22 protein-coding genes are annotated in these 26141 nt (G+C 66.6%); 16 read left to right on the forward strand and 6 right to left on the reverse strand.

The features are described 5' to 3' along the window. Window positions 1-8: 8 nt before the first annotated feature. The 3 genes from EEB15_RS18285 (at window position 9) to EEB15_RS18295 (ending at window position 4798) form a co-directional block, all read left to right on the forward strand. Window positions 9-2609 (forward strand): Ig domain-containing protein, encoded by a 2601-nt coding sequence (locus tag EEB15_RS18285; RefSeq protein ID WP_141511312.1) that lies wholly within the window; start codon window positions 9-11, stop codon window positions 2607-2609. A gap of 80 nt (window positions 2610-2689) precedes the next feature. Beyond that, window positions 2690-3694 (forward strand): hypothetical protein, encoded by a 1005-nt coding sequence (locus tag EEB15_RS18290; protein ID WP_141511313.1) that lies wholly within the window; start codon window positions 2690-2692, stop codon window positions 3692-3694. 30 nt (window positions 3695-3724) lie between these two features. Next, window positions 3725-4798 carry a DUF4157 domain-containing protein gene (locus tag EEB15_RS18295; RefSeq protein ID WP_141511314.1) on the forward strand — a complete coding sequence of 358 codons (1074 nt, stop codon included), beginning with the start codon at window positions 3725-3727 and terminating at the stop codon, window positions 4796-4798. Between the two features lie 9 nt (window positions 4799-4807). Here EEB15_RS18295 and EEB15_RS18300 read toward each other — a convergent pair whose 3' ends face one another. The 5 genes from EEB15_RS18300 to EEB15_RS18320 form a co-directional block, all read right to left on the reverse strand. Continuing rightward, window positions 4808-5554, reverse strand: coding sequence for a transglycosylase domain-containing protein (locus EEB15_RS18300; RefSeq protein WP_141511315.1), 747 nt, complete (start codon window positions 5552-5554; stop codon window positions 4808-4810). Continuing rightward, window positions 5551-6384, reverse strand: a complete 834-nt coding sequence (gene aroE, locus EEB15_RS18305) for a shikimate dehydrogenase (RefSeq protein WP_141511316.1) — start codon at window positions 6382-6384, stop codon at window positions 5551-5553. The genes EEB15_RS18300 and aroE overlap by 4 nt, the downstream gene beginning before the upstream one ends. Then, window positions 6381-7229: an energy transducer TonB gene (locus EEB15_RS18310; RefSeq protein ID WP_141511426.1), complete on the reverse strand. Its 849-nt coding sequence runs from the start codon at window positions 7227-7229 to the stop codon at window positions 6381-6383. Before EEB15_RS18310 ends, aroE begins: the two co-directional genes overlap by 4 nt. An 80-nt stretch (window positions 7230-7309) precedes the next feature. Continuing rightward, the gene (locus EEB15_RS18315; RefSeq protein ID WP_141511317.1) at window positions 7310-9358 is read right to left on the reverse strand and encodes a ribonuclease catalytic domain-containing protein; all 2049 of its coding nucleotides are present in this window, start codon (window positions 9356-9358) and stop codon (window positions 7310-7312) included. 41 nt (window positions 9359-9399) lie between these two features. Then, window positions 9400-9993 carry a YqiA/YcfP family alpha/beta fold hydrolase gene (locus EEB15_RS18320; protein WP_141511318.1) on the reverse strand — a complete coding sequence of 198 codons (594 nt, stop codon included), beginning with the start codon at window positions 9991-9993 and terminating at the stop codon, window positions 9400-9402. Window positions 9994-10773: 780 nt separating this feature from the next. Here EEB15_RS18320 and rodA point away from each other — a divergent pair. From rodA to EEB15_RS18355, 7 genes are all read left to right on the forward strand, one after another. Further along, window positions 10774-11928 (forward strand): rod shape-determining protein RodA, encoded by a 1155-nt coding sequence (gene rodA, locus EEB15_RS18325; protein ID WP_141511319.1) that lies wholly within the window; start codon window positions 10774-10776, stop codon window positions 11926-11928. A gap of 7 nt (window positions 11929-11935) precedes the next feature. Continuing rightward, window positions 11936-12886 carry an NAD(P)-dependent oxidoreductase gene (locus EEB15_RS18330; RefSeq protein ID WP_141511320.1) on the forward strand — a complete coding sequence of 317 codons (951 nt, stop codon included), beginning with the start codon at window positions 11936-11938 and terminating at the stop codon, window positions 12884-12886. Between the two features lie 32 nt (window positions 12887-12918). Further along, window positions 12919-14982, forward strand: a complete 2064-nt coding sequence (locus tag EEB15_RS18335) for a protein kinase (RefSeq protein ID WP_141511321.1) — start codon at window positions 12919-12921, stop codon at window positions 14980-14982. 35 nt (window positions 14983-15017) lie between these two features. Next, complete coding sequence (gene tldD, locus EEB15_RS18340) at window positions 15018-16478, forward strand: metalloprotease TldD (protein ID WP_141511322.1); 1461 nt, start codon at window positions 15018-15020, stop codon at window positions 16476-16478. A gap of 27 nt (window positions 16479-16505) precedes the next feature. Further along, entirely contained in the window at window positions 16506-17063 is a 558-nt protein-coding gene (locus tag EEB15_RS18345) for a hypothetical protein (RefSeq protein ID WP_141511323.1), read from the forward strand. A 195-nt stretch (window positions 17064-17258) separates the two neighbouring features. Further along, window positions 17259-18380 (forward strand): 3-deoxy-7-phosphoheptulonate synthase, encoded by a 1122-nt coding sequence (locus tag EEB15_RS18350; protein ID WP_141511324.1) that lies wholly within the window; start codon window positions 17259-17261, stop codon window positions 18378-18380. A gap of 92 nt (window positions 18381-18472) precedes the next feature. Next, entirely contained in the window at window positions 18473-19474 is a 1002-nt protein-coding gene (locus EEB15_RS18355) for a hypothetical protein (protein WP_141511325.1), read from the forward strand. A 45-nt stretch (window positions 19475-19519) separates the two neighbouring features. Here the strand turns inward: EEB15_RS18355 and mpl are convergent, their stop codons facing one another. Next, the gene (gene mpl, locus EEB15_RS18360) at window positions 19520-20908 is read right to left on the reverse strand and encodes a UDP-N-acetylmuramate:L-alanyl-gamma-D-glutamyl-meso-diaminopimelate ligase (protein WP_141511326.1); all 1389 of its coding nucleotides are present in this window, start codon (window positions 20906-20908) and stop codon (window positions 19520-19522) included. 84 nt (window positions 20909-20992) lie between these two features. On the opposite strand from mpl, the gene EEB15_RS18365 reads away from it, so the two are divergent. The 6 genes from EEB15_RS18365 (at window position 20993) to EEB15_RS18390 (ending at window position 26125) form a co-directional block, all read left to right on the forward strand. Continuing rightward, window positions 20993-21586, forward strand: a complete 594-nt coding sequence (locus EEB15_RS18365; protein ID WP_141511327.1) for a hypothetical protein — start codon at window positions 20993-20995, stop codon at window positions 21584-21586. Continuing rightward, window positions 21583-22155 (forward strand): TlpA disulfide reductase family protein, encoded by a 573-nt coding sequence (locus EEB15_RS18370; RefSeq protein WP_141511328.1) that lies wholly within the window; start codon window positions 21583-21585, stop codon window positions 22153-22155. The genes EEB15_RS18365 and EEB15_RS18370 overlap by 4 nt, the downstream gene beginning before the upstream one ends. Window positions 22156-22303: 148 nt before the next feature. Further along, complete coding sequence (accB, locus tag EEB15_RS18375) at window positions 22304-22759, forward strand: acetyl-CoA carboxylase biotin carboxyl carrier protein (protein WP_141511329.1); 456 nt, start codon at window positions 22304-22306, stop codon at window positions 22757-22759. A gap of 119 nt (window positions 22760-22878) precedes the next feature. Then, window positions 22879-24228, forward strand: a complete 1350-nt coding sequence (accC, locus tag EEB15_RS18380) for an acetyl-CoA carboxylase biotin carboxylase subunit (RefSeq protein WP_141511330.1) — start codon at window positions 22879-22881, stop codon at window positions 24226-24228. 9 nt (window positions 24229-24237) lie between these two features. Then, window positions 24238-25119: a 50S ribosomal protein L11 methyltransferase gene (gene prmA / locus EEB15_RS18385; RefSeq protein WP_141511331.1), complete on the forward strand. Its 882-nt coding sequence runs from the start codon at window positions 24238-24240 to the stop codon at window positions 25117-25119. Between the two features lie 43 nt (window positions 25120-25162). Further along, window positions 25163-26125 carry a DUF3426 domain-containing protein gene (locus tag EEB15_RS18390; protein WP_141511332.1) on the forward strand — a complete coding sequence of 321 codons (963 nt, stop codon included), beginning with the start codon at window positions 25163-25165 and terminating at the stop codon, window positions 26123-26125. Window positions 26126-26141 lie beyond the last annotated feature (16 nt).

Raw genomic sequence — 26141 nt, forward strand, 5'->3', positions numbered from 1 at the left:
AGCAGACCATGCGAAAGAACAACGCGATCGCCGCCCGCTGCCGGCCCTTGCTGGCGCTGGGGCTGGCCCTCTGGCTCCAGCCCGCGGGCGCAGGCCCGCAGCCCCTGCGCCTTGCCTATGCGCAAACGGTCACCGTGGCGCAAGCCGGCGCGCCCGCATCGGCTCCGAAGCCGGCCGCGTCCACCGCGGCAGTCGCGCCGGCTGTGCCCGCATCGGGGGCGGCATCGGCCACGGCCGCTACGGTCGCAGTACCCGCAGCCACCTGCACAGTCCCCGCCAACAAGCCGCAGACCTGTACCGCTGAAGCTCCCAGCCTGCACCTCGCCACGGCCTCGGCAGTGCTTCCATCCGGTCATGTGGGCACTGCCTACAAGCGCACACGCATCGTGCTGGGCGGCGTGCCGGGCTACAAGTTGTCCATTCAGGACGGAACCCTGCCACCGGGCCTGGTGCTCTCCGACGAGGGTGATCTTGCCGGCACGCCGACGGTGGCGGGATTGAGCCGCTTCACATTGAAGGCCACGGACCAGGCCAGCCCGCCGGGTACGGCGCAGCAAACATACACCCTGCGCGTGACCGGGCCGCCCGCGAAGACGCCGGCACGCCCGGCTTCCGCACCGGCATCGGCGCCCAAGCCACCGACTTCGTTGACCCTGTCGACGGAGCAGGCTGATGCGTTCGCCCGGGGCCGGGCCGGGCCGGGCGTGTCGGTCTATCGCCTCATGCCCGCCGACCTGGACGCCATCGCGCCAAAGCCCGCACCACCGCCCGCACCGGAACCCGGCGGCACGACTGCCCCGGCGAACCCACCGGTCGAACCGCCGCTTGCGGCGGCGCCCGTGGCCAAGGACGGCGTGTTGATCGAGCCGCCGGAGGTCACCGACGCCAGGGCTGAAGCCGCCGAAGCCGCGCGCCTGCTGCAGCTGCGCCAACTGCGCGACATCCTCACGCCATTGCTGGGTGTCGAGTATCCCAGCCGCGCGCTGTTCGAAAGTGCGGTGGACTGGCAACTGTGCGGTTTCGTCTCCGGCCTGGTGCAGCAAGCCACGGAACAAAAGGGCTTGCCGGCCCCGGCCGCCGGCAGTGTGCCGTGTCCTGCTGCGCCGGCAACCGCCACGCTCGCGGCGAAACCCGCATCGGCGCCGGTGCCAACGGCGCCACTCGCCACCACATCAACGGCTGTCGTGGTCGCTCTCGCCGACTTGCCCGCCTACCTGCTGCCGGAGCCGGTGCGCCAGCGGCTGGTCGCGCTGGCCGAGAAGCCCTACGAAATCTCGAAGGCCCAGCGCATCGAGTGGACCGGCGGATCCTGCGGGTGCGTGCACGAAGACCTGCTGGGCGAGGTGTACGGCTTCTATCCGTTCTGGGCGGCTGCGGGTGCGCCGCAGGAAACCAACTTCAGTCTGCTGAGCCGGGTCGGCTACATGGCATTGCCGTTCGACGACGAAGGCGGCGTTCAGATGCCGGCCAACTGGGACGCGGACAACACCGCTTTCGTCCAGGTCGCGCAGCGCCACGGCACCCGGCTGGACCTGATCGTCTACCGCAACGACTGGAAGCGCTTGCTGGCGCAGGGCGACGCGCGGCTGGAACGCGTGGCGCGCGAGCTGGCGCGCAGCGCCGTGCAGGCGGCCGACACGCCACTGCGGGACCGCGCGTCACGCTTGAAGCGCTTCGTTCCGTTCTACTCGCAAAGGCCGGTCATGGCCGACGGCATCACGCTGTACTTCGACAACTTCCCGACGGCCACGGACGACGCGGACACGCGGCGGTTTTCCGGCTTCTTCGGCAAGGTCATGCAGGCGTTCATCGCCCAGCTGCGCAAGGGCGGCCGGGCCTATGCGCTCAACATCGCGGTGTCGGACCGCCAGATCGGCAAGGCGCCGTTCGACTATCCCGCCTTGTTCGAACACGTCCTGCGCGCGGAGGAACCGCTGTTGGAGAACGACCGCATCCTCGATGAATCCGAGACCTACAAGAGCCGAACCAACGTCACGGTGAAGTTCCTGGTGCTGCTGTCCGAGCCCACATCCGCCAGCAAGAAGGCGCTGCGCAAATCCATCGAGGACGCGAGCGGACTCTTCGGCAACAACCGGCGCGTGCTGCTGCGAAAGATGGTTCCCGTCGTGTCGCACAACAATGCCGATCCCCTTCAATTTTCCGACGACCTGGCTTACTTCCGCGACAACTTCGGTGGGGTCGGCCTGTGGCGCATGCCGGTGATGGACGATGGTGCGGCCGCAGGCCAGTACGCCGCGATCAACCGTGCGATGCGCAAGGATGGCGCCGCCGAGGTGACGAGCCTGTGCAACCTGGTGTGCACCAACCGCTGGCCGCTGCGTGCCGCCTTCTTTGTGCTCCTGCTGGCCGACGTGGCCGCGCTCGCGGCCATCGCGTGGTTCGGCGGCCTGGGCTGCATCGGCCGCAAGTGGCTGATGGCGATGCTGGCGTGCCTGATCCTCACTGTGCTCGTCGGCGGCGGGTTGCTCAATTGCGATCCCGAGCTGAGGCCGTGGCGCGAGGGCAATGAATTGCTCAAATTATTCCTGGTCGCAACGTTCCTCGGCGCCGTCTACTTCATGGTGCGGCCGCGGGATATCCCACCGTGACGGCGACGCACACCTTGCGATCCAGCTACCGGCGCAACGCCCACGAAAGCAACCAACGGTCCAACTGAAAGAGGTTCCCCATGTCCAGTCGCATCCGAGTCCAACGTCCGTCCCAAGACGAGACGGCCGCGTCTGCCCGCGGCTCGCAACAGGGCGCGTTGCTGGCCAACAGTCCCGCGCTGCTGGCACAGCGCAAGCAGATGGCAGGTGCGTTCGGCGCGGCCGCGCAGCTCATGCCCGCGGAAGAAGAGTTGCAGGCCAAGACCGCGCCTGAAGAGGAACTCCAGGCCAAGGCGGCGCCGGACGAAGAGCTTCAAGCCATGACCAAGCCCGACGAGGAGTTGGTCGCGCAGGGAAAGCCGGGGCCGTTCGCGCGAATGGCGCAAGCGGCAGACGATCCCGGCAAGCTCGGCTTGTCGCCGGCCGAGCCTGTGCAGGAAGGCGCCGAAGGTCCCGCGCAGCTCGTGAAATGGGAGGACCACGGCGCCAAGAAATTCAACGCCACCTGGTATTTCAAGGACGAGGGGACCGCACGCGCGGCCCTGACCGAGCTCCTCGGCGCAGATGCCGCGGACCTCAAGGACGCGGACTGGGAACTGGGCCTGCGGTTTGCCACGAATCGGGAGGAAGGTGCCGACAGTGCGCTCAAGCTCCTGGACGGCACGGCGCGCGAGAACCAGCACAGGGCGCGCGTCGCCGGGCGCCGACAGCAAGTCACCGCGGCCGGGCTGGTCGCCGAAATCGACGCCGGCGGGTTCTCGGCCATTGCCACGCAGGCGCTGAAGCTGGGTGTCAGCCTCTTCATCGAGGGCAACCTCAACGGCAGTATCGGCGTCGGATGGACAGTGACCGACGTCAACGCGGTGATCGACGAACTGGACGGCGGCGGCGACTACGAAGCGGTGGGAATCCAGAATCCCGCGCCCGGCGACGACCGCACGGGCATCGTCATCCGCGACGTGCACAAGGCAACCAACAAGGCCGCGCAGGGCAAGGGAAGCATCTACCGCCCCAGCGACAAGCAAGCCAACATCAACATGCGGGTGCTGGGCAAGCTGGTCCAGGTGCACCTGAACGTGGGGTGACAGGGCCTTCTCGAGAACAGGAGCACTACGATGTCCAATCGCACTTTTGCCCAGAAACGCGAAGCCGGCGGGGCCGAGCCCGCAGCGGGCTCCCAGCAAGACGCCCACATCGCCAACAGCCCGGCCATGCTGGCGCAGCGCAGGCAACTGCAAGACTCTTTCGGCGACGCCGCGCAGCTGATGGGGCCGCAGGATGAAGAGTTGCAGGCCAAGGCCGAGCCCGCACCCAATCGGACGGGCATGCCCGATTCGCTCAAGAACGGGATCGAGTCGCTGTCTGGCATGGACATGTCCGACGTGCGCGTGCACGCGGGCTCGGCGCGGCCCGCGCAACTCAACGCGCTGGCCTACGCGCAGGGCAACGACATCCACCTCGGGCCCGGGCAGGAAAAGCATCTGGCGCATGAAGCGTGGCACGTCGTGCAGCAGCGGCAGGGCCGGGTCCAGGCCACGCAGGACGTGGCCGGCACGGCGGTGAACGACGATCCCGGGTTGGAGCAGGAAGCCGACCAGATGGGCAACAAGGCCACGCAACTGCGCGCGGAGCCGGGGACGGGGATGAAGCCGCAGGAGGGGGCTGGCCCGTCGCAGCCGCGTGGCGAAGTGGCACAGCGCGTACTGTTCTGCTACATGCGGGCGGACGTGCTGTTTGGCGAGGTGCGGGGCCCATTCGAAGACGAGATCATCGCGCAGGTGATCTATCAGCGCCCCTCAAGCGTTCCTTACACCGGATCGGACGGCAGCAACACGGGTTCGACCAAGCACTACGTTCCCCACCACTGGATCCTCAAGAACCTGATCGATTGGCACATCGAAGGAAAGAGCAGGAAACAGGCCGCCTTCTCATTGAGCCTGGTGTTGGCCAAGCTGAAAATCCAGCCGCCGGCCCTTCCTCGCGAGGCGCTCGCGGCGAGCTACAACTTGTGGGTGGACGAGGTGGTGACCAGCATCTGCGATTGGCAGCCGAACCTCTTCAAGGACGTGCCCTCCAGCACCGACCACGGCGGCTCGACGCTGGACACGCCGTCCGATCCGGCGGTGCTGCTGCGGGTACAGGCGGCAGCCGCGGCGTACGGCGACCTGGCGAACAAACCGCTTTCTTAGGCCGCGCCGCTACGGCAGTTCCGCATCCCGCATGCGTGCAGCAATGGTCGAGGCGCGCGATGCGAGGTAGCCGGAGTTCGGCACCTTCTCGAAATACTTCGGCCGCGGCAGCATCACCGCCAGCCGTGCCGCCTCGTAAGGGCTGAGTTGCGCCGCGCTCTTGCGGTAGTAGTGCCGTGCCGCCGCTTCGGCGCCGAAAACGCCTTCGCCCCACTCGACGCTGTTCAGATAGATCTCGAGAATGCGTTCCTTGGACAGCATCTTCTCCAGCGCGAAGGTCAGCACGAATTCCTGGCCCTTGCGCAGCAACGTGCGCTCGCCCGACAGCAGGATGTTCTTGGCCAGCTGCTGCGTGATGGTGGAGCCGCCCACGATCTTGGGCGGGCGCGCGTTGGGCCGCGCCGCCTGCTGCGCGCGTGCCGCCTCGCGCCGCGCTGCCTGCTCTTCGGCCTTGCTGTTGCGCTGCCAGGCCTTTTCCACCGCTTCCCAATCCACCCCGTCGTGGCTCGCGAACGCGCCGTCCTCGGAAGCGATCACCGCTCGCTTGAGATGGTCGGAAATCTGATCGTAGGGAACCCATTGCTGGCGCCAGCGCAACTGGCCCTTCTGCGCGGTGATGCGAAACGCTTCGGAACGCTGGAAGCTGGTGGACTGCGGATCCACCGTCGCCATCAATGCGATCCGCGCGATGAAGAAGACCTGCAGCGCGGCCGCCGCCACGATGACCAGCAAGAGCCAACGCAGCAATGCCTTCATCGAAGGGCCGCGCGCAATTCGGCCAGCACCTGGGCCGAAGGCGGGCGCAGGCCGCGCCATACCAGGAAGGCTTCGGCCGCCTGCTCCATCAGCATGCCGAGCCCGTCGCGCGGGACGGCACCGTGTTCGTGCGCCCAGTCCATGAAGCCCTGCGCTGCCGGCCCGTACATCATGTCGCAAGCCAGTGCGCCGGACTTGAGCACGCTGGCCGGCACCGGAACGCCGCCGCCGCTCAAGCTGCTCGCGGTGCCGTTGATGACCACGTCGAAGCTGCCTTGCAGCAGCCCCAGCTCGGGGGCCATGAGTTCGACATCGAACTCGCGCGCCAGCGCGGCGTGACGATCGACCAGAACCGCTGCCTTGGATCGCGTGCGGTTGGCCACCGTAATTCGCCGCGGCCGGGCTTCGATTAGCGGACCCAGCACACCCGCTGCCGCACCGCCGGCGCCGACCAGCAGCACGTCGCGGCCGGCCAGGTCGACGCCGGCGTTGCTGCGGATGTCGTTGACGAGTCCCACGCCGTCCGTATTGTCCGCAAAGATTCCGTCGCCGTCGAACCGCAACGTATTGCAGGCCTGTGCCAACTCGGCACGCGGTGTCATTCGCGTCGCGAGCGCGGGTGATTCGAACTTGAACGGCACGGTGACGTTGCAACCCTTGCCGCCTTCGGCACGAAAAGCACGCACACCCTCCACGAACCCGTCAAGCGGGATGAGACGCTTGCTGTATTGCAGCTCCTGCCCGGTGAGCTGCGCAAAGCGGGCGTGAATCCAGGGAGATTTGCTGTGTTCGACGGGGTTGCCCATCACACAATAGAGGTCGGTCGTCATCGGGCGAGCTGTTTCGTTTCCAGCGTTTCGTTGCGTGTGAACGTGAAGCGCGACACCACGACGATCTGGTCGGCCTTGCGGCGCATCTCGTCGGAAAAACGGCCAAAAGGCCCGGCGTTGCGGGCGATGGCTTGGGCGCGCCGGTCCAGCACCAGGCTGCCTGAAGTCTCGGCGACTTCGGCGTCCAGGATCTTTCCGTCGAAGTTGACGGTGACGACCATCGTGAGCTCGCCATACAGCTTCTTGCCGGCAACCTCGGGGAAGTTCTGCGTGCCCTTGTCCTCGATCTTGCGGCGCAGGCCGTCGTAGTAGATGGCGTAGACCTCTTCGCGCGTCGACGGGCTGATGTAGCGCTTCTTGGGGCGGGCGTTCTCGTCGTTGATGCGCCGCTCGATCTCGGCCAGCAGCTTGATCAACTGCCGGCGCTTCTGTTCGCGCGCGGCCGCCTCGGCGTTGCTGGTGGGTTGCTTGGGGTCGGGCGGCGGGAGCGCCGCGAGCGCCTTCTTGATCTGGCCCAGAAGCAGCATCTGCTGCTCCTGCATGGTTTCGATCTTGCGCTGCGCGTCTTCGGACGAGTCGCCCAGCTCGGTCAGGGCCGACGGAGGCAGGGGCGAGGTGGCGCGGCCCTTGGCGGCCTCACCGCCGCCGGCGAGCGTGGTCTGCGCAATGGCCTGGGCCTTGTCGACCTTCTCGTTGGCCTTGGTGTTGACCAAAATCACTTCGAGCGGCGTGTCGTGGAACACGCGATTGAAGCCTTCCGGGTTGACGAAGCGCACCGTCAGCAAAACTGCGTGCACGGCGACGGAAACGCCGAGCGCGATCTGCAGGGTACTGAGGGAACGCAGGTTCACGAGGGCAGATTATGGGTTATCGCGGATGCTTCGCACCGCGATAACTCGGCGCGTTCGACGGGACCGCTGGCCCGTCAACTTGCCGTCGGCGCGTCTGCGCCCGCGGAACTCTCGGGCTCGGAGAGGTCCACGGCGATGGCGATGGGGCCGGCTTCCGGTTCGTCTTCCGTGTCTTCTTCGCTTTCCAGTGGTTCGGGCGCCACATCCAGGCGTTCGATGACAGTGCCATGGACGTCCAAGGTGATCAGGTCGATCTCTCCCAGCCTCACGCGAACGTGGGCACCGCGCGGCAATTCGCCGCCGCCCAGCACGGGCAGTACCAGCGGCAGGTTGTCGGCGCGCACCAGGCCGTCCCTGAAGGCCACACCCGTCAATTCTTTGATGTTCTGCTGCTGGAGGTACCTCAGGGTCCAGAAGCGCTCCATCCCGGCTTGGTAACCGTTGTAGGCCGTGTACGCCGAATCGAATCCGGAAATGATCGAGAACAACTCCGCGTCCTTGGGCTTGAACGGTGCGGCCAGGGCGGCGGTGCGGCCGTGGCGCGCGGCGGCGATGATCTGCCACTGGTTCACAAGGTCGGTGTACCGGCGCAGGGGTGAGGTGCTCCATGCGTAGCTCTTGACGCCGATGCCCGCGTGCGGAAGCGCCTTCGTGCCCATGCGCACCTTGACGCCTGGCGCCAGGCTTGCCTGGCTGCGGTAGATCGCCGGCACGCCCAGCTCGCCGAGCCAGCTGCCCCAGGTGCTGTTGGCCAGGATCATGGCTTCGGCGACGATCAGGTCCAGCGGCGCGCCGCGGCGGCGCACGGTGATCTGCACCTGCTCTTCGCCAATCGGCTCGGCGCCATCGTTGCCCACCAGGCGGAAGTTGTAGTCCGGCCGGTTGAAGATTTCGGGCTTGCCGCGCGCGATTTCGCGCAGCGACTTGAGGTGCGTGGCGAGGCGGTGCAGGAATGACAGCGGCGCGTGCAGGCCGGCAACGGCTTCGGGCGCGTCGCCGGGCGATTCGGCGCGCAGCCAATCCTCGGTCACGACCGCATCGAGCTGGTCATGCCGCAGGTTCGCGGCGATCGGCACCCGCTCCAGCTTTGTCTGCGTGTCCTGCAGTACCAGCGTTTCCTCGTCGAAGGTGGCGTACAGCGAGACGGCGGGACAGTCGCGGCCCTCTTGCAAGGTGTACGCCTGCACCACATCGTCGGGCAGCATCGTGATCTTGTAGCCGGGCATGTAGACCGTGGACAGCCGGTGCCTCGCCACCTGGTCGATAGTGCTGGAAGGCTGCATCGCGAGGCCTGGCGCAGCGATGTGAATGCCCAGCGTGACGGTGCCTGAGCCGAGGCCCTGCACCGACAGCGCATCGTCGATTTCGGTGGTGGCCGAATCGTCGATGGAGAACGCGCGCACATCGGCCAGCGGCAGTTCGTCCTGGATCTGGGGCGCCTGCAGCGGCGGGAAGGCGGTGCCCTTCGGGAAGTTGTCGAACAGGAAGCGCTTCCAGTGGAACTGGTAAGGGCTGGCGATGGCGCCGGCCTTCTGCAGCAGGTCCAGTGGCGCCGTATGCGTGTTGCGCGAAGCGTCGACGACGGCCTTGTACTCGGGCGCGTTCTTGTCGGGCTTGAACAGGATCTTGAACAGCTGTTCGCGGATCGACGGCGGGCAGCTCCCGGCGGCCAGCTCCGCGGCCCACGCCTCGATTTGCGCCTGAACCTGCTTCTTCTTTTCGATGGCGGCCAGGGCCTGCTGCAGGATTTCGGCCGGCGCCTTCTTGAACCGGCCCTTGCCGGCGCGGCGGAAGTAGTGCGGCGCCTCGAACAGGCGCAGCAACGCCGCGGCCTGCTGCGCCAGCGTGGCCTTGTCGCTGAAATAGTCGCGCGCCAGGTCGGCGAAGCCGAACTCATCCTCGGGTGCGAATTCCCAGGCCAGCTCCAGCTCGATGGTGGACGCGAGCGCCTGCGCTTCACGCATCAGTTCCACGGGCGCCGGCTTCTCGAACTTCAACAGGATATTGGCGGCCTTGACCTTGACGCGCTTGCCGCTGTCGAGCTCGACCTGGGCCGATGCCTCCGCTTCGGCCAATACCCGTCCCGCCTGGAATTTCCCGGCATCTTCAAACAATGCAAACATGGGATGGATTGTCCCATGCACTGCGGCATGGTCCCGCGGGGTTAAAGCCCGGGCAACAAATCCAGGAAGTCGAACACTTCGTCGATGTGCGCGTCGAAATCCGTCAGGGCATGGTCGCTGCCTTCCAGCAGCTTGATTCTTGCGCCGGCATAGCGCGCCGTCATTTCGCGCCAGTCCAGCACCTCATCGCCCTTGGCGATCACGGCGAAGCACTTTTCCGGGTGCAGGAGCGGCCCGGTCTCCAGCGCCCGCAACTGGTCGACGAAGGCGGGTTCGAAGAAGAAGCGTTCGTTGGGATCGTGCCATGACACCTGCTCGCCGATGTACTTCGCCAGGTCACGCGCGGGATGCACGGCCGGATTCAGCATCACGGCGCTGCACCCCACAGCCTGGGCCACGCTGGTGGCATAAAAGCCGCCCAGCGATGACCCGACCACGGCCATCGCGGCCTGGGGCCAGGCGGAAATGCCTTGCAGGACCATGTTCATTGCTGCCTGGGGCGAAGGCGGCAGCTGCGGGCACCACCAGGTCACGTCCGGATGGTCGGCATGGACGCGGGCGGCAACCTGCCGCGCCTTGGCGGATTGGGGGGAGGAACGGAAACCGTGGAGGTAGAGCAGGTGGGTGATGGCCATGGGGGGATATTCCCATCTTTTGGTTCTTCTCCGGAGTTCGGGGGAGCGTTTCGCCTGTTTTGCGTTCGAAGACCTCGCGGCAAAGCTGTGCATGGGCGGGCTGCGGCGCGGCTACGGCGTTCGGCCTCGGTGCTTCGCACCTCCGGCCGAATTCCCTGCGCCGGGCGCCCCCGCGGCCCGCGCGGCACAACTCACGGCGCAAGCGCCGTTCAGACAGGTGCCGCGAGCATGAAACGGTCGCATGGCTCGATCCGCGCGCTTTGCGCGCTCCTCGTAGCCACGCTGGGCCGCGGGGTCACCCGCCGCAGGCGCCTGGGCTCTATTCGCGCCGCAGCCCGCCCACGCACAGCTTTGCAACCACCATTTCGGCGCGCCACCGGTGAGGTGCCACCCCTGCGTCTTCTGCCCAGATTTTCGGCGCGCCACGCCGGCACGCCACGCTCTCACTGCAACGCCGCACACGGCTGGGCCGCGGCGCGAGTAAAGCCCAGACGCCCGCGGTGGACGGTCTTGCGGCCCAGCGTCGCTTGCGACGCGACAGTCTCATGCTCGCGGCGCCTGTTTGAACCGAGCGAAGCTCGGTGAGTTGCGCCGCGCGGGCCGCAAGACCGTTCAGCGTGGGGAATCCGGCCATAGGTGCGAAGCACCGCTGCCGGACGTCGTAGCCATCGCGCCGCGGCCCAGCCGTGTGCGGCGTTGCCGCGAGGTCTCGGGGCGCAACTCTCAGGAGCACCAAAAACGCTTTTTCTGGAAGGTCTCACTCGTCGGATAATCACGCCGATGTCCGCAGTCTTCGAAAAACCATCCCTCACGCGGCGCGTGGCCCCGATGCTGGTGGGCTTCGACGGGCCGCTGGCTTTCGCGGTGTTCCTGCTGGCCTGCGCGGGCCTGCTGACCATGTATTCGTCGGGGTTCGACCACGGCACGCGTTTCGCCGATCACGGCCGCAACATGTTGATCGCGGGCGTGATCATGTTCGTCGTGGCCCAGGTACCGCCACAGCGGCTCATGAGTTTCGCGGTGCCGCTCTACACCATCGGCGTGGCGCTGCTGGTGGCCGTCGCCATCTTCGGGCTGACCAAGAAGGGCGCGCGGCGCTGGATCAATGTGGGCATCGTGATCCAGCCCAGCGAGATCCTGAAAATCGCGATGCCGCTGATGCTCGCCTGGTGGTTCCAGAAGCGGGAAGGGCAGATGCGCGCGGCCGACTTCCTGATGGCCGGCGTGCTGCTGGCCATCCCGGTCGGCCTGATCGTCAAGCAGCCCGATCTCGGCACGGCCATCCTGGTGATGGTGGCGGGGCTGTCCGTGATTTTTTTCGCGGGTCTGTCGTGGAAGCTGATCCTGCCGCCGGTGGCCATCGGGCTCCTCGCTGCGGTGCTGCTGGTGGTCTTCGAAGGCCAACTGTGCGCCGAAGGATACCGCTGGCCGATCCTGCACGACTACCAGCAACAACGCATCTGCACGCTGTTGGACCCGAGCAAGGACCCACTGGGCAAGGGCTTCCACATCATCCAGGGGATGATCGCCATCGGCTCCGGCGGCTTGTTCGGCAAGGGTTTCATGCAGGGTACGCAGACCCACCTGGAGTTCATCCCCGAGCGCACCACCGACTTCATCTTCGCGGCCTTCTCGGAAGAGTTCGGCCTGCTTGGCAATCTGTGCCTGATTGCCGGCTTCATCTTCCTGGTGTTGCGCGGCCTGGCCATCGCGCTCGAAGCCTCGACCCTATTCGCGCGCCTGCTGGCGGGCGCGATCACGATGATTTTCTTCACCTACGCCTTCGTCAACATGGGCATGGTCAGCGGCATCCTGCCCGTGGTGGGCGTGCCGTTGCCGTTCATCAGCTACGGCGGCACGGCCATGGTGACGCTCGGCATGGGCCTGGGCATTTTGATGTCGATCTCCAAGGCCAAGCGCCTCGTCCAGTCGTAAAGGGCCTATGAGCGACGCCGGGCCGCCCCAAGGCGCGAACGCCCCCTTGGGGGGCAGCGCAGCGGCCTTGGCCGCAAGCGTGGGGGCCACCTACGGAGTCGCGATCGCCGGTGTCGGCAACATGGGCGGCGCGATGGCGCAGCGGCTGCTCGACCAGCGCTGGCCGGTCCATGTGTTCGACGTCGACCCGGCGAAGATGGAGGCCTTGCAAAAACTCGGCGCCATCCCTCGCGACAACCCGGCACACGCGGTGGTGGGCTGCGGCGTGCTGATCGTCTGCGTGGTCGACGCAGCGCAGACCGAAGAAGTGCTGTTCGGTGCCAACGGCGCGGCTGCGGCGATGGGGGCGGGCCAGACGGTGATGCTTTGCCCGACGATTGCCCCTGGCGATGTCGAACATTTCGCCCAGCGCCTGGCCGAAGCCGGGATTTCGACCATCGACGCGCCGATGTCGGGCGGCCCTGCACGTGCGCGGGACGGAAGCATGAGCCTGATGGTGGCTTGCGAAGATGACGTGTTCGAACGCCGGCGCCTGCTCATCGAAGTCTTGAGCAATAAGGTATTTCGCATCAGCCGGCGCCCTGGCGATGGTGCACGGACCAAGCTGGTGAACAACCTCCTGGCCGGCATCAACCTGGCCGGCGCCGCCGAAGCGCTCGCCATGGCGCAGCGCATGGGGCTGGATCCGGCGGCCACGCTCGACGTGATCGAGCAGTCCAGCGGGCAAAGCTGGATCGGCTCCGACCGCATGCGGCGGGCCATTGCGGGCGACTACGAGCCGCGCGCCCACGTGACGCTGCTGCAGAAAGACACGCGCCTGGCCGTGCAGGCGGCACAAGCGGCGGGCTTCGAAGGCCCCCTGGGGGGAGCCGCCCACGACGTGTTTGCCCGTGCCGCGCAGGCCGGGCTCGGGCCGCTGGACGACGCGGCCCTGTTCAAGTTGCTGTCCGGCACTTGACCCGGGGGGGCATACCGCTAGACTTTGCCCCAATGACCATGATCCTGATCGTCGAAGACGACGACGCCATCCGCAACAACGTCATCCGGCTGCTCAAGCTGGAGGGCTACGAGATCGACTCCGCGATCAACGGGCGACTGGGGCTGGAGCGGGCGCGCGCAGTGCGCCCGGACGTGGTGATCTCGGATGTGAGCATGCCTGAAATGAACGGCTTCGAGTTGCTGGAGGCGATCCGGGCGGATCTCGATCTGGCGTCCACTTCGGTCATGCTGCTCACGGCGCTGGACGACCGGGCGAGCATGCGCCGCGGCATGACGGCGGGCGCCGACGACTACCTGGCCAAGCCGTTCACCCGGGTGGAACTGCTCGAAGCGCTGCAGGGGCTCTTGAAAAAGAAGGTCCGCATCGAAGACAGCATCCAGCATGCCGTGACGGCGCGCGAAGAGCATTTGCGCCGCGCCTTCACCGAAAGCCTCGGGGGCAGCGCACTGCCGGACAAGTTCGGCCTGGAGGCGCCCGACGGTGCGATCGCCGACACGGTGATGAATGCCACGGTGCTGTTTTCGGACATCCGCAATTTCACTTCGCTGGCCGAGAAGCTCAATTCTTCCGAAGTCGCCGAGTTGCTCACCGAATATTTCGAGCGCAGCTGCGAGCCCGTTCTCAAGAACGGCGGGCGCCACCTCAAATTCATCGGTGATGGGCTCATGGCGGTCTTCGCGGACACGATGAGCGGCGGCTCGCCGCTGTCCGCGTCGCGCCGCGCCGTGTCCGCGGCGCTGGGCATGGTGCTGGCCACGCACGAGTTCCGCACCTGGCTGGACATGCGCTTCGCGCAGCGCGGCCTGCCGCCGTTCGCCATTGGCGTCGGCCTGCACGCGGGCGAGGTGACGATTTGCCGCCTCGGCACACTGAACAACAAGGAAACGACGCCCATCGGCGACACGGTCAACGTGGCGGCCCGGCTGGAAGGCGCCAGCAAGGAGCTGGGCTGGACGGTGGTGGCCAGTACCGCGGCGCTGGACAAGGCGGGCGAGGGCGTGCAGACGGGCGGCATGACGTCGCTGTCGGTCCGGGGCAAGAATGTCTTCGTCGACGTCGCGGAGATCATCGGGCTGGTCACCGATATCGAGGACATGCGGCACGGCATGGCGACGCTGACGGAGCGGGCCAACGAGGTGCGCGACGCGGTGCAGATCAACTCCGAGATCACCGCGCGCGCCGTGAAAGGCGCGCTGCAGTCCAAGCTGTCGGCCTTCAAGGACCACGAGTTCAAGGCCGGGGACGCGCCGCTACGCCTCAAGGGCTATTGCCTCAGCCGCAAGATCGGCTCGGGCGGCATGACCGAGGTGTACCTCGCGGCCCGGGAAACCGACGACCTGCCGGTGGTGCTCAAGGTGCTGGACGCGAGTGGCAAGGGCGTCAGCGAACATCTGGCGCGCTTCATCCAGGAATATGCGCTGCTGTCGCTGATCGAGCACCCTCACGTCGTGCGCATCTACGACCAGGGCTTCACCGACGACCACGCCTACATCGCGATGGAGTACTTCGAGGACGGCGACCTGCGGGCCGAGATCACTGCGGGCATGTCGCAGAAGCGCGTGCTGGGCATCATTGCGCAAGTGGCGCAGGCGCTGGATGCGATCCACACGCGCGGCATCATCCACCGCGACCTGAAGCCCGAAAACATCATGCGCCGCCCCGACGGCAGCGTCGCGCTGGCCGACTTCGGCATCGCCAAGTCGATGCTGCAGCCCAGGAACATGGGCCTCACGCAAACCCGGCACGGCGACGTCGTCGGCACGCCGTACTACCTCAGCCCCGAACAGGCGGCGGGGCAGCCGATCACTCCGCAGTCCGATTTGTACAGCCTGGGTGTGATGATGTTCGAGATGCTGGCGGGCCAGCGGCCGTTCAACGCCGATTCGCTGGACGTGCTGCTGGCGCGGCACTTGTCCGCGCCCACGCCCGAACTGCCGCCCGCACACGCAGCGCTGCAGCCGGTCGTGGAGCGGCTGATGGCCAAGAAGCCTGCGGACCGTTACGATTCGCCGCAATCTCTCCTGGCCGACCTGGAACGGCGCGCGCTGATTTGAGAGCGCCGCGCGCGGCACAAGCCTAGAATGGCTCGATGATTTCCCGCGAACCCACCATCGAGCGCCTGGCCACGGCGCAACGGCTCCTGCTGGAGCCTTTTGGCCTCACCGAAACCCATCTGTCGCGCGCCCTGGCCGAAATCAAGGCCCACAAGGTCGACGACGCCGACCTGTATTTCCAGTACACCCGCAGCGAAGGCTGGAGCCTGGAAGAAGGCATCGTCAAGACCGGCAGTTTCAGCATCGACCAGGGCGTGGGCGTGCGGGCCGTCAGCGGCGAAAAAACCGCTTTTGCCTATTCCGACGATATTTCCGAAGCCTCGCTGCTGGACGCCGCGCGCACCGTGCGCACGATTTCCGCCGCGGCGGGCAACGTCCGCACCAAGGTCCCGGCGCGAAAGGTGGCCGGCGGCCGTTCGCTCTACCAGGGCGTGGACCCGATCGCGACGCTCGACAGTACAGCCAAGGTGCAGCTGCTCGAGCGTGCCGAGAAGCTGGCCCGTTCCAAGGACCCGCGCGTGGCGCAGGTGATGGCCGGCTTGGCGAGCGAGTACGACGTGGTGATGGTCGCGCGTGCCGACGGCACGCTGGCCGCCGACGTGCGGCCCCTGGTGCGCCTGTCGATCACCGTGATCGCCGAGCAGAACGGCCGGCGCGAGGTGGGCTCGGGCGGCGGCGGCGGCCGGTTCGGCCTGGCGTACTTCGACGACGAGCGCATAGAAAGCTATGTGGACGACGCGGTGCGTGCTGCTCTGACCAACCTCGAGTCGCGGCCCGCGCCCGCCGGCGAAATGACGGTGGTGCTGGGTTCGGGCTGGCCCGGCATCCTGCTGCACGAGGCGATCGGCCACGGCCTGGAAGGCGACTTCAACCGCAAGGGCTCCAGCGCCTTCTCCGGCCGCATCGGCAAGCGTGTCGCGGCCAAGGGCGTGACGGTGCTGGACGACGGTACCATCGCCGACCGCCGCGGCTCGCTCAACGTCGACGATGAAGGCAACGCCAGCCAGCGCAACGTGCTGATCGAAGACGGCATCCTGCGCGGCTACATCCAGGATTCGCTGAATGCCCGTCTGATGGGCGTCAAGTCCACCGGCAACGGCCGCCGCGAAAGCTACGCGCACATCCCCATGCCGCGCATGACCAACACCTACATGCTGGGTGGCGACCGGGTGCCCGAGGAAATCGTGGCCAGCATCAAGAAGGGCCTGTACGCCACCAACTTCGGCGGCGGCCAGGTCGACATCACGTCCGGCAAATTCGTGTTCTCGGCCAGCGAAGCCTACTGGGTCGAGAACGGCAAGATCCAATACCCGGTCAAGGGCGCGACCATCGTCGGCAACGGGCCGGACGCGCTCACCCGCGTCACCATGATCGGCAATGACATGAAGCTTGACAGTGGTGTCGGCACCTGCGGCAAGGAAGGCCAGAGCGTGCCGGTGGGCGTCGGCCAGCCCACGCTGCGCATCGACGGCCTCACCGTCGGCGGGACGGCTTAGCGCCCTGGCCGGACGCGGGCATACGTCATGGGTAACCCGCGCGTTCCGATCGATCCGTCGACCAACCTGCCGAGCATCAACTCGTTCGGCGAGCTCAGCAACTTCCTGCGCGGCGCGGTCGCCGACGAAGACAGCCGCCAGTTGTCCGAAAGCATGGCGCAACTCGCCGTGCACATCGAAGCCATCGTCGCCGGCCTGCGCCTGAGCCGCGTCCGCACCGCCGTTGCGCCGATGCTGGTGGACCTGCTCACCGTGCTGCGCGGCCATCGCAACATGGTGGTGAGCCTCAGCCTGTCCTGGCGCGGCCTGTACGAGTACGCGGCTTACCTGCAGGCGTTGAACAATTTCCGCGTGCTGATCGGGCAATGGCTTCTCGACGGCGGGCCGCGGAGCTCCGAATTGCTGCTGTCGGCCGAAGACTTCGAATTGGTGGCCTGGCGGACGCTGGGTGAGGGCGTGCTGATGATCGACATGTACGAGCAGTGGATGGCGCAGGAACCCGGAGCCGAACCGTCTGCACTGGGCGCGCTCTCGGATCCCCAGATGGAGCGGGCCGTGCAATGGTGGAAGAAATTGCGCCTGTGATCGAATGTGCTACATTGCAAGCCATGCATACGACTCGCGCGTATTTTTTTGGCTACTTTTGGTTTTCTCATGCCCCGGCGGTAGAGAGATCTGAGCGTACCCAGAAATAGCGCACACAGAACTCCCTGAAAACCGCCGGACCCCCGGCGGTTTTTTTATGCCCAGAATTTTCTTGAACCCGGAAGGAGCCCACGAATGACCGCGAAATCCACCTCCAGCGATGCCTGGTATGCGCACCCCGTCGACAAGACCAGCGATACCGACGACGAACGCATCAAGGACATCACTGTGCTGCCCCCTCCAGAACATTTGATCCGCTTCTTCCCCATCCACGGCACGGCCGTCGAGGCGCTGATCACCGACACCCGGCGCAACATCCACAACATCATGGCCGGCAAGGACGACCGGCTGCTGGTGGTGATCGGGCCGTGCTCGATCCACGACCCGAGCGCCGCCTTGGACTACGCCCGCCGGCTGAAGGAAGCGCGCGCCAAGTACAACGGCACGCTGGAGATCGTGATGCGCGTGTACTTCGAGAAGCCGCGCACGACGGTGGGCTGGAAGGGCCTGATCAACGACCCCTACCTGGACGAGAGCTACCGCATCGACGAGGGCCTGCGCATCGCGCGCCAACTGCTCATCGAGATCAACCGCCTGGGCCTGCCGGCCGGCAGCGAGTTCCTGGACGTGATCTCGCCCCAGTACATCGGCGATTTGATCTCCTGGGGCGCGATCGGCGCGCGCACCACCGAAAGCCAGGTACACCGCGAACTGGCCTCCGGTCTGTCGGCGCCGATCGGCTTCAAGAACGGCACCGACGGCAACATCCGCATCGCCACCGATGCGATCCAGGCGGCGGCGCGCGGGCACCACTTCCTGTCGGTGCACAAGAACGGCCAGGTCGCCGTTGTGCAGACCAACGGGAACAAGGACTGCCACGTGATCCTGCGCGGCGGCAAGGCGCCCAACTACGACGCCGCCAGCGTGGCCGCCGCCTGCAAGGACCTGGAGGCGGCCAAGCTGCCGGCCACGCTGATGGTCGACTGCAGCCACGCCAACAGCAGCAAGCAGCACGAGAAGCAGATCGACGTGGCCCGGGAAATCGGCGAGCAGGTCGCCAAGGGCTCGCACAGTGTTTTCGGCCTGATGGTGGAAAGCCACCTCAACTCGGGCGCCCAGAAGTTCTCGCCCGGCAAGGACGACCCGATGGAGCTGGAATACGGCAAGAGCATCACCGACGCCTGCCTGGGCTGGGGCGACTCGCTCCAGGTGCTGGACCTCCTCTCCGACGCCGTCAAGACCCGGCGCGCCCGGTAGGAGCAGTACTGTAGGGTTGAATTTACAAAAAGTAACGGACCGGATACATTTGCAGCTCATTCGATAGCCCCCGACAGGGAGTGTCCGCACACATGACCATTGAGCTCCCCGTCTTGCGCCTCGGCCTGGCGGGCTTTTCAGCTGCTGAAAGAAGCCAGATCGCCGCAGCCCTGCCTGCGGCGTCGCCCGGCGCTGCGCAGTGGGAGCTCGCCCGGGTCTCCGAAGCGGATGTCTGGTGGGTGAGCGGTGCGCGTGCCAAGCTCTTGCCCGGCGACATCGTGCAGGTCGCGCCGGGCGCGCCCACTGAACGGGCGTTGCGCCTTCACCTGCCCGACGTCGATCGGCCGGTGGCGTTTTCACTTCCCTTGGCGTGCAACGGCCTGGTTCCGGCGTACAGCTTCGACGCGGGCTCGCGTCGAAGCATGAGCGCGGTACTCGAGGCGTTTGAGACGTGGCTGTCGCCGCTGACGGCGCAGTTCTGCCTCGGTTCTCTGGTCGCCGAGCACGAGGCGGCCCTGGGCAGCGGGGTTTTCGACGTGTCCGCGAACGGACGGCTGCTGGCCGTGGTCGACATGCATGGCGATGTGGCGGTGCTGCCCGGCTCCACTCCCGCCGATTTCGAGGACGCGGTGTGGACGCGCCGGGAGAGCCCCGGCACGCCCGAGCACATGAAGAGCGTCAGCATGTCGCAGCTCATGTGGCAGTACTCGACGCGTACCCAGTCCGATCTGCTCCCCCGTCACTACCGGGCGGATCTTTTGTATTTCCGGCGTGCACCGCGCCTGCCGCAGCGGATGCTGGGCGATTCTCACCTGTTGTTGATCCGCGAACTGGCGCGCGGCCCGGCCGGCTTCGATGCCTTGCAGCGGCGCACCGGCATCGCAGCGAAGCAACTGGCCCGCCACCTGGCCGCGCTGTATTTCGTGGGCAGCATCACGTCCAACCCGAAGCGAGCGGGGCCTGGGCAAGCGCCGCGCGCCGGCGAATACGATTCGCTCCCCAATAGCAGCCTGCCTGGCAGGCTGGATGTGGCGCCGCTGCTTCCCCTCGCTGTGGCGGACCTCACCGCGCCGGCCTGGCTCGGGCCGCGATAGAACATCGACTGTCTTGCTCGAGCGCAGGCCGCGGTCGAATTCTGCCTAGCGGGCGATCGCTTCCTCACGCGCAGCGAAGGCGCGAAGCAGCTTGGCGTGGATGTCGCCGAAGCCCCCGTTGCTCATGCACAGGATGTGGTCGCCCGGCTGGGCGGCCTGCGCCAATTCCCGCACCAGTTCATCGATGGATCCGCTCACGCGGCCCCTGCCACCCATCGGTGCCATCACCTGGGCCGCGTCCCAGTCCAGCCCCCCGCTGTGGCAGTACGCGATGTCGGCCTGCTCCAGGCTCCAGGGCAGTTGCGACTTCATCGCGCCGAGCTTCATCGTGTTGCTGCGAGGCTCGAACACCGCGATGATCCGCTGCGCGCCGACCTTGCGCCGCAGCCCGTCGACAGTGGTGCGGATCGCCGTCGGGTGATGGGCGAAGTCGTCGTACACCGTGATGCCGGCCACGGTGCCCCGCACTTCCATGCGGCGCTTGACGTTGCGAAATTCTCCCAGGGCGCGGGCGGCGGCCTCGGGGGCCACGCCCACGTGCGCGGCCGCGGCGATCGCGGCCAAGGCGTTGAGCTGGTTGTGCACGCCGCCCAGGTCCCATTCGACGCGGCCGGAGGCACGGCCGCCTTCCATCACGTCGAAGCGGTGCGGCTCGCCCTGGGCGCTGTAGTCGCTGATGGCTGCACCGAAGCTGCGCTGCTCGCTCCAGCAGCCCATGTGGAGGACGCGTGAAAGGCTCTCTTCCAATCCGTTGAAAATGACGCGGCCGGTCGATGGCACCGTGCGTACCAGGTGGTGGAACTGGCGCTCGATCGCCGCCAGGTCGTCGAAGATGTCGGCGTGGTCGTACTCCAGGTTGTTCAGCACCGCGGTGCGCGGACGGTAATGGACAAACTTGCTGCGCTTGTCGAAGAAGGCGGTGTCGTATTCGTCGGCCTCGATGACGAAGCAGTTTCCTTTTCCCTGGCGGGCTGAGATGCCGAAGTTGGTCGGCACGCCGCCCACGAGGAAGCCGGGCTGCAGGCCGGCGTGTTCGAGAATCCAGGCAAGCATCGACGAGGTGCTGGTCTTGCCGTGCGTGCCGGCCACCGCCAGAACGTGCCGGCCCTGGAGCACATGTTCCGAAAGCCATTGCGGGCCGCTGGTGTACGCAAGGCCGCCGTCGAGGATGGCTTCCATCAGCGGATAGCGCGCGCTGCCATCGGGCTTGCGGGCGCGCGAGACCACGTTGCCAACGACCCAGACGTCTGCCTTCTGCGAAAGCTGATCGGCGCCGAAGCCTTCGATGAGTTCGATGCCGAGCGCGCGCAACTGGTCGCTCATCGGCGGATACACCCCGGCGTCGCAGCCGGTGACTTTGTGCCCGGCTTCGCGGGCCAGTGCGGCCAAGCCTCCCATGAATGTGCCGCAAATGCCGAGGATGTGGATATGCATGCCGCAATTATCGGCGGGGCCCTGCCGGGCACGGCGCACGAGCCGTAACTTCCACATCCGTTTATCCATGCAGAATCGGCTCCCATGGACAGCGTGAAACTGGAAATCGCCGCGACGGCCGCGCGGATGGTTGTGGAGGAGGGCCTTGAATACGGCCCGGCCAAGCGCCGCGCGGTGCGCCAGCTGGGACTGAACGCGCGCAGCGCATTGCCGGACAACGATGCCATCGAGGGTGCAGTCCGTGAATACATCGAGTTGTTCTGCGCCGATACCCAACCGGCCGAGCTTGCCGCCCTGCGCAAACTGGCCCTGACCTGGATGGAACGCCTGGCGCAGTTCCGGCCGTATCTGGGCGGCGCCGTCTGGCATGGCACCGCGACCCGGCTGTCCGATATCTATATCCAGCTGTTTTGCGACGATCCGAAGTCGGCCGAGATGGCCCTCGTCGACAACAAGGTGGACTATGAGGCGCGGACCGTCACCGGATTCAACGGCGATTCGGTGGAGGCCCTGAGCCTGTCCAGCATCAGCCGCGAGCTGGGGGAGCCGATCGGCGTGCACCTCATGATCTACGACCACGACGACGTGCGCGGCGCCCTGAAGCGCGACGCCAAGGGCCGTGCTCCGCGCGGCGACATCGCCGCCGTGCGCGCGCTGGTGGAAAATGGCGTGGCATGACGCCATCTGCCGACACACCCACCATTTCCGCTCGTCCCGCTGGACCGGGCCGTCGCCGCTTTCTTCTCTACGGCGGTGTGGCCGCGGCAGCTGCAGCGGCCGGGGCGGGTGCTGCGTGGTGGAAATTCCAGGCCGCAGGTACCGGACGTGCCGCCGCCGATGCACTTTGGGCGCTCAGTTTCGACACACCAGCCGGTGCCACCTTGGCCATGCAGTCGCTGCGCGGCAAACCCTTGGTGTTGAACTTCTGGGCCACCTGGTGCCCGCCGTGCGTCGAAGAGTTGCCGCTGCTGGACGCCTTCTACAAGCAAAACGCTTCTAAAAGCTGGCAAGTTGTGGGCTTGGCGATCGATCAGCCGAGTGCCGTTCGCAAATTCCTGGAGCGCACGCCGGTCAGCTTTCCCATCGGCATGGCCGGCATGGGCGGTACTGACCTGGGGCACGCTTTCGGCAACCTCGCGGGTGGGCTGCCTTTCACAGTCGTACTGGGCGCCGGCGGGGACGTGCTGCAGCGTAAAATGGGCCGCATCACGCCCGCCGACCTGGCGATGTGGACCCAGGTCGGGTAGCGTGGCGGGCCTTCCGGGCCTGCATCAAGCGGGCCGCAGCGTCAAGTCCGGCGCTGAAAAAATAAACTAAAAAGAGCGAAGAAGCGCAAAGTAAGCGAATTTTGCTGTAAATTCGCCTTCCTTTCGTTAAGCACGCGTTGGAGAGCACATGGACTTGCGCAAACTCAAGACGTTGATCGACCTGGTGTCGGAATCCAACGTTTCTGAACTCGAGATCACCGAGGCGGAAGGCAAGGTACGCATTGTGAAGGGCGGCGGTGCCGTCGTGTATCAAGCCGCCCCTGCGGTGATGGGTGCCCCGGCCCTGGCAGCGCCGCAAGCGGCACCGGTCGCGGCAGCGCCGGTTCCCGCAGCGGCCGAAGTGCCGAGTGGCCACATCGTCAAGTCGCCTATGGTCGGCACGTTCTACCGTTCTTCCAGCCCCGGCGCCAAACCCTTCGTCGAGATCGGCACCCAGGTCAAGGAAGGCGAGACGATCTGCATCATCGAGGCGATGAAGATCCTCAACGAGATCGAGACCGACAAGTCCGGCACGATCACGAAGATCCTGTGCGAGAACGGCCAGGCCGTCGAATACGGGCAGCCGCTGTTCGTGGTCGAGTGAATGAGCTCCCCCCCGAAGCGCCTCCGGCGCCTCCCCCTCAAGGGGGCGCATCCAGCGGCCCGGCAAAGCCGGTCCCGCGGGTGCTCCCGAATGGCTTAGCGCGGCCCCACGGAGATTGAATGTTCAAGAAGATTCTTGTCGCCAACCGAGGCGAAATCGCGCTGCGCATCCAGCGGGCGTGCCGCGAACTCGGGGTCAAGGCCGTCATGGTCTATTCCGAAGCCGATCGCGAAGCCAAGTACGTCAAGCTGGCCGAAGAAGCCGTGTGTATCGGCCCGCCGCCGTCGCCCCAGAGCTACCTCAACATGCCGGCGATCATCTCGGCCGCCGAAGTGACGGACGCGGAGGCGATCCACCCGGGTTACGGCTTCCTGTCCGAGAACGCCGACTTCGCCGAGCGCGTCGAAAAGAGCGGCTTCCAGTTCATCGGCCCGACGCCCGACAACATCCGCACGATGGGCGACAAGGTGTCGGCCAAGCAGGCCATGATCAAGGCGGGCGTGCCTTGCGTGCCGGGGTCCGAGGGCGAGCTGCCGGATGACCCGGTCATCATCCGCCGTACCGCCAAGGCCGTCGGCTACCCGGTGATCATCAAGGCCGCCGGCGGCGGCGGCGGGCGCGGCATGCGCGTGGTTCACACGGAAGCGGCGCTGATCAATGCGGTGCAGATGACCAAGGCCGAAGCCGGCGCCGCGTTCGGCAATCCGGCGGTGTACATGGAGAAATTCCTCCAGAACCCGCGCCACATCGAAATCCAGATCCTGGCCGACAAGCACAGGAACGCCGTGTACCTGGGCGAGCGCGACTGCTCCATGCAGCGGCGCCACCAGAAGGTGATCGAGGAGGCGCCGGCCCCGGGCATTCCGCGCAAGCTGATCGAGAAGATCGGCGAGCGCTGCGTCGCCGCCTGCAAGAAGATCGGTTACCGCGGCGCCGGCACCTTCGAGTTCCTCTACGAGAACGGCGAGTTCTACTTCATCGAGATGAACACCCGTGTGCAGGTGGAGCATCCAGTCACCGAGCTGATCAGCGGTGTCGACATCGTCAAGACGCAGATCATGGTGGCGGCCGGTGAGAAACTGCCTTTCGCCCAGCGCGATATCGTGCTGCGCGGCCACGCGATCGAGTGCCGCGTGAATGCGGAAGACCCGTACAAGTTCGTGCCGTCGCCGGGCCGCATCACGATGTGGCACGCGCCCGGCGGGCCGGGCGTGCGGGTCGACTCCCATGTCTACACGAACTACTTCGTCCCGCCGAACTACGACTCGATGATCGGCAAGATCATCGTGCACGGCGACACGCGCGAGCAGGCGCTGGCCCGCATGCGCACGGCGCTGCTGGAGACGGTGGTGGAAGGCATCAACACCAACATCCCGCTGCACCGCGAGCTGATGGTCGATGCCAAGTTCATGGACGGCGGCACCAACATCCACTACCTGGAAGAGTGGCTGTCGCATCACAAACGGTAGCCCGGTGTGATGTTCGAACTCAGCTTGCTGTGTCCCGAGGACAAGGTCGAAACCCTCTGCGACGCCCTCGATGCGCTCGATGCGCTGAGTGTTTCGGTGGAGGACGCCGACGCGCAGACCGACGCCGAGCAGGCGCTCTTCGGCGAGCCTGGCATGCCGCCGCCGAAGGAAGGCTGGCAGCGCTCCCGCGTGCTGGCCCTGTTCGGCACGGAGCCCGATGCACGGGACGCTTCGCGGCTGCTTGAGCTGCAGGACTTTTTCGGCGGCTGCAAGCTGCTGGGCATCGCGCCGGTGGCCGACCAGGATTGGGTCCGCCTGACGCAATCGCAGTTCGTGCCGGTTTCCATCACGCCCGAATTCTGGATCGTGCCGACGTGGCATGAACCGCCCGCGCAGGCCCGGCAGATTATCCGGCTCGACCCCGGCCTCGCATTCGGCACCGGCACGCACCCGACCACGCGCATGTGCCTGCGCTGGATTGCGCGTCACGGCACGCAGGGCCAGCGCGTGCTCGACTACGGTTGCGGCTCGGGCATTCTGGCGATCGGCGCGGCCCGCTTCGGCGCGGCGCAGATCGATGCGGTGGACATCGACCCGGCGGCCGTGCAGTCCACGCTGGACAACGCCAAGGCAAACGACGTGGAACTCAATGCCGGGTTGCCCGACAAGGCGCATGGCCAGTACCAGACGGTGTTGGCGAACATCCTGGCCACACCGCTGAAGGTGCTGGCACCGCTGTTGTGCGCCCACGTTGCGCCGGGCGGCTCGCTCGTGCTGGCGGGCATCCTGGAGCGCCAGGCCGGCGAGCTGACAGCCGCGTACGCCCCGCATGGGCGTCTCGAAGTTTCCGACACCGAGGACGGCTGGGTGCTCATGACCGCCCAGTTCTAGGCCTTGGGATGACGCGGCGCCCGCTGGCTACAATCGCGGGCACATGAGCCTGATCACGCGCTGCCCCGCCTGCGGGACGATGTTCAAAGTCGTGCCGGACCAACTCAGGATCTCCGAAGGCTGGGTGCGCTGCGGCCACTGCGCCGACGTCTTCGACGCTTCCGCGAACCTGCAGGCCGAAGCGCCGCCGACCGCAGATGCTTCCGTCACCGAGCCCGACCCGCTGCCCGTCGCATACGCGGCCACGCCCGCGCGCGAAAACGGGGGCGAGTCCCAGGGCTTCGCTTCCTCCCAGAACATCGAGTCGGGCTACAGTATTTCACTCGACCCGCTCGATTCGCAGCAGCTCGAAGCCGAGGCGCGTGCGCTGCGCGAGACGCCGCTGGACCAGCCTTTCGAGTTGCGCCGGCAGGACGACGGCGGTATCTCCGAATCCCGGCCGGCGCGGTTCGAACCCGTGCGCGAGCCCGAGCCGGAACTGCACGACCTTTCGTTCGTGCGCGAGGCCCGCAGTCAGGAATTCTGGCGCCGCCGCGGCGTTCGCGCCGCCCTGGTGCTGCTTCTCGTCGGTCTTGCGCTGCTGTTGGCCGCGCAGGTTGGCGTCCATGACCGCGACCGGCTCGCTGCAACCCACCCGGCCCTGCGCCCCTGGCTGGCCGGGCTGTGCGGGCCGCTCGATTGCAAGATTTCACCGCCGCGCCAGATCGACACCATCGTCATCGACAGCTCCTCGTTCAACAAGCTGCGCAGCGACGCCTACCGGCTCAACTTCACCGTGAAGAACCAGGCGCCCATGCCGGTGGCGATGCCGGCGCTGGAACTGACCCTGACCGACGTGCAAGACCAGCCGGTCGTGCGGCGCGTGCTCACCCCCGCCGAATTGGGGGCCGCCGCGGGCGTCATCGCCCCCGCCGCCGAGTGGTCCGGTTCCGTGGCGCTCGCGGTATCGGCCAACGGGTCGGGCGCGCGCATTGCGGGCTACCGCCTGTTGGCTTTCTATCCCTGACTCAACTCAAAGAAAA

Origin of the sequence: Ramlibacter sp. WS9 (assembly GCF_003797765.1) — a bacterium.
In the GTDB taxonomy this organism is placed as follows: Bacteria; Pseudomonadota; Gammaproteobacteria; order Burkholderiales; family Burkholderiaceae_C; genus Ramlibacter.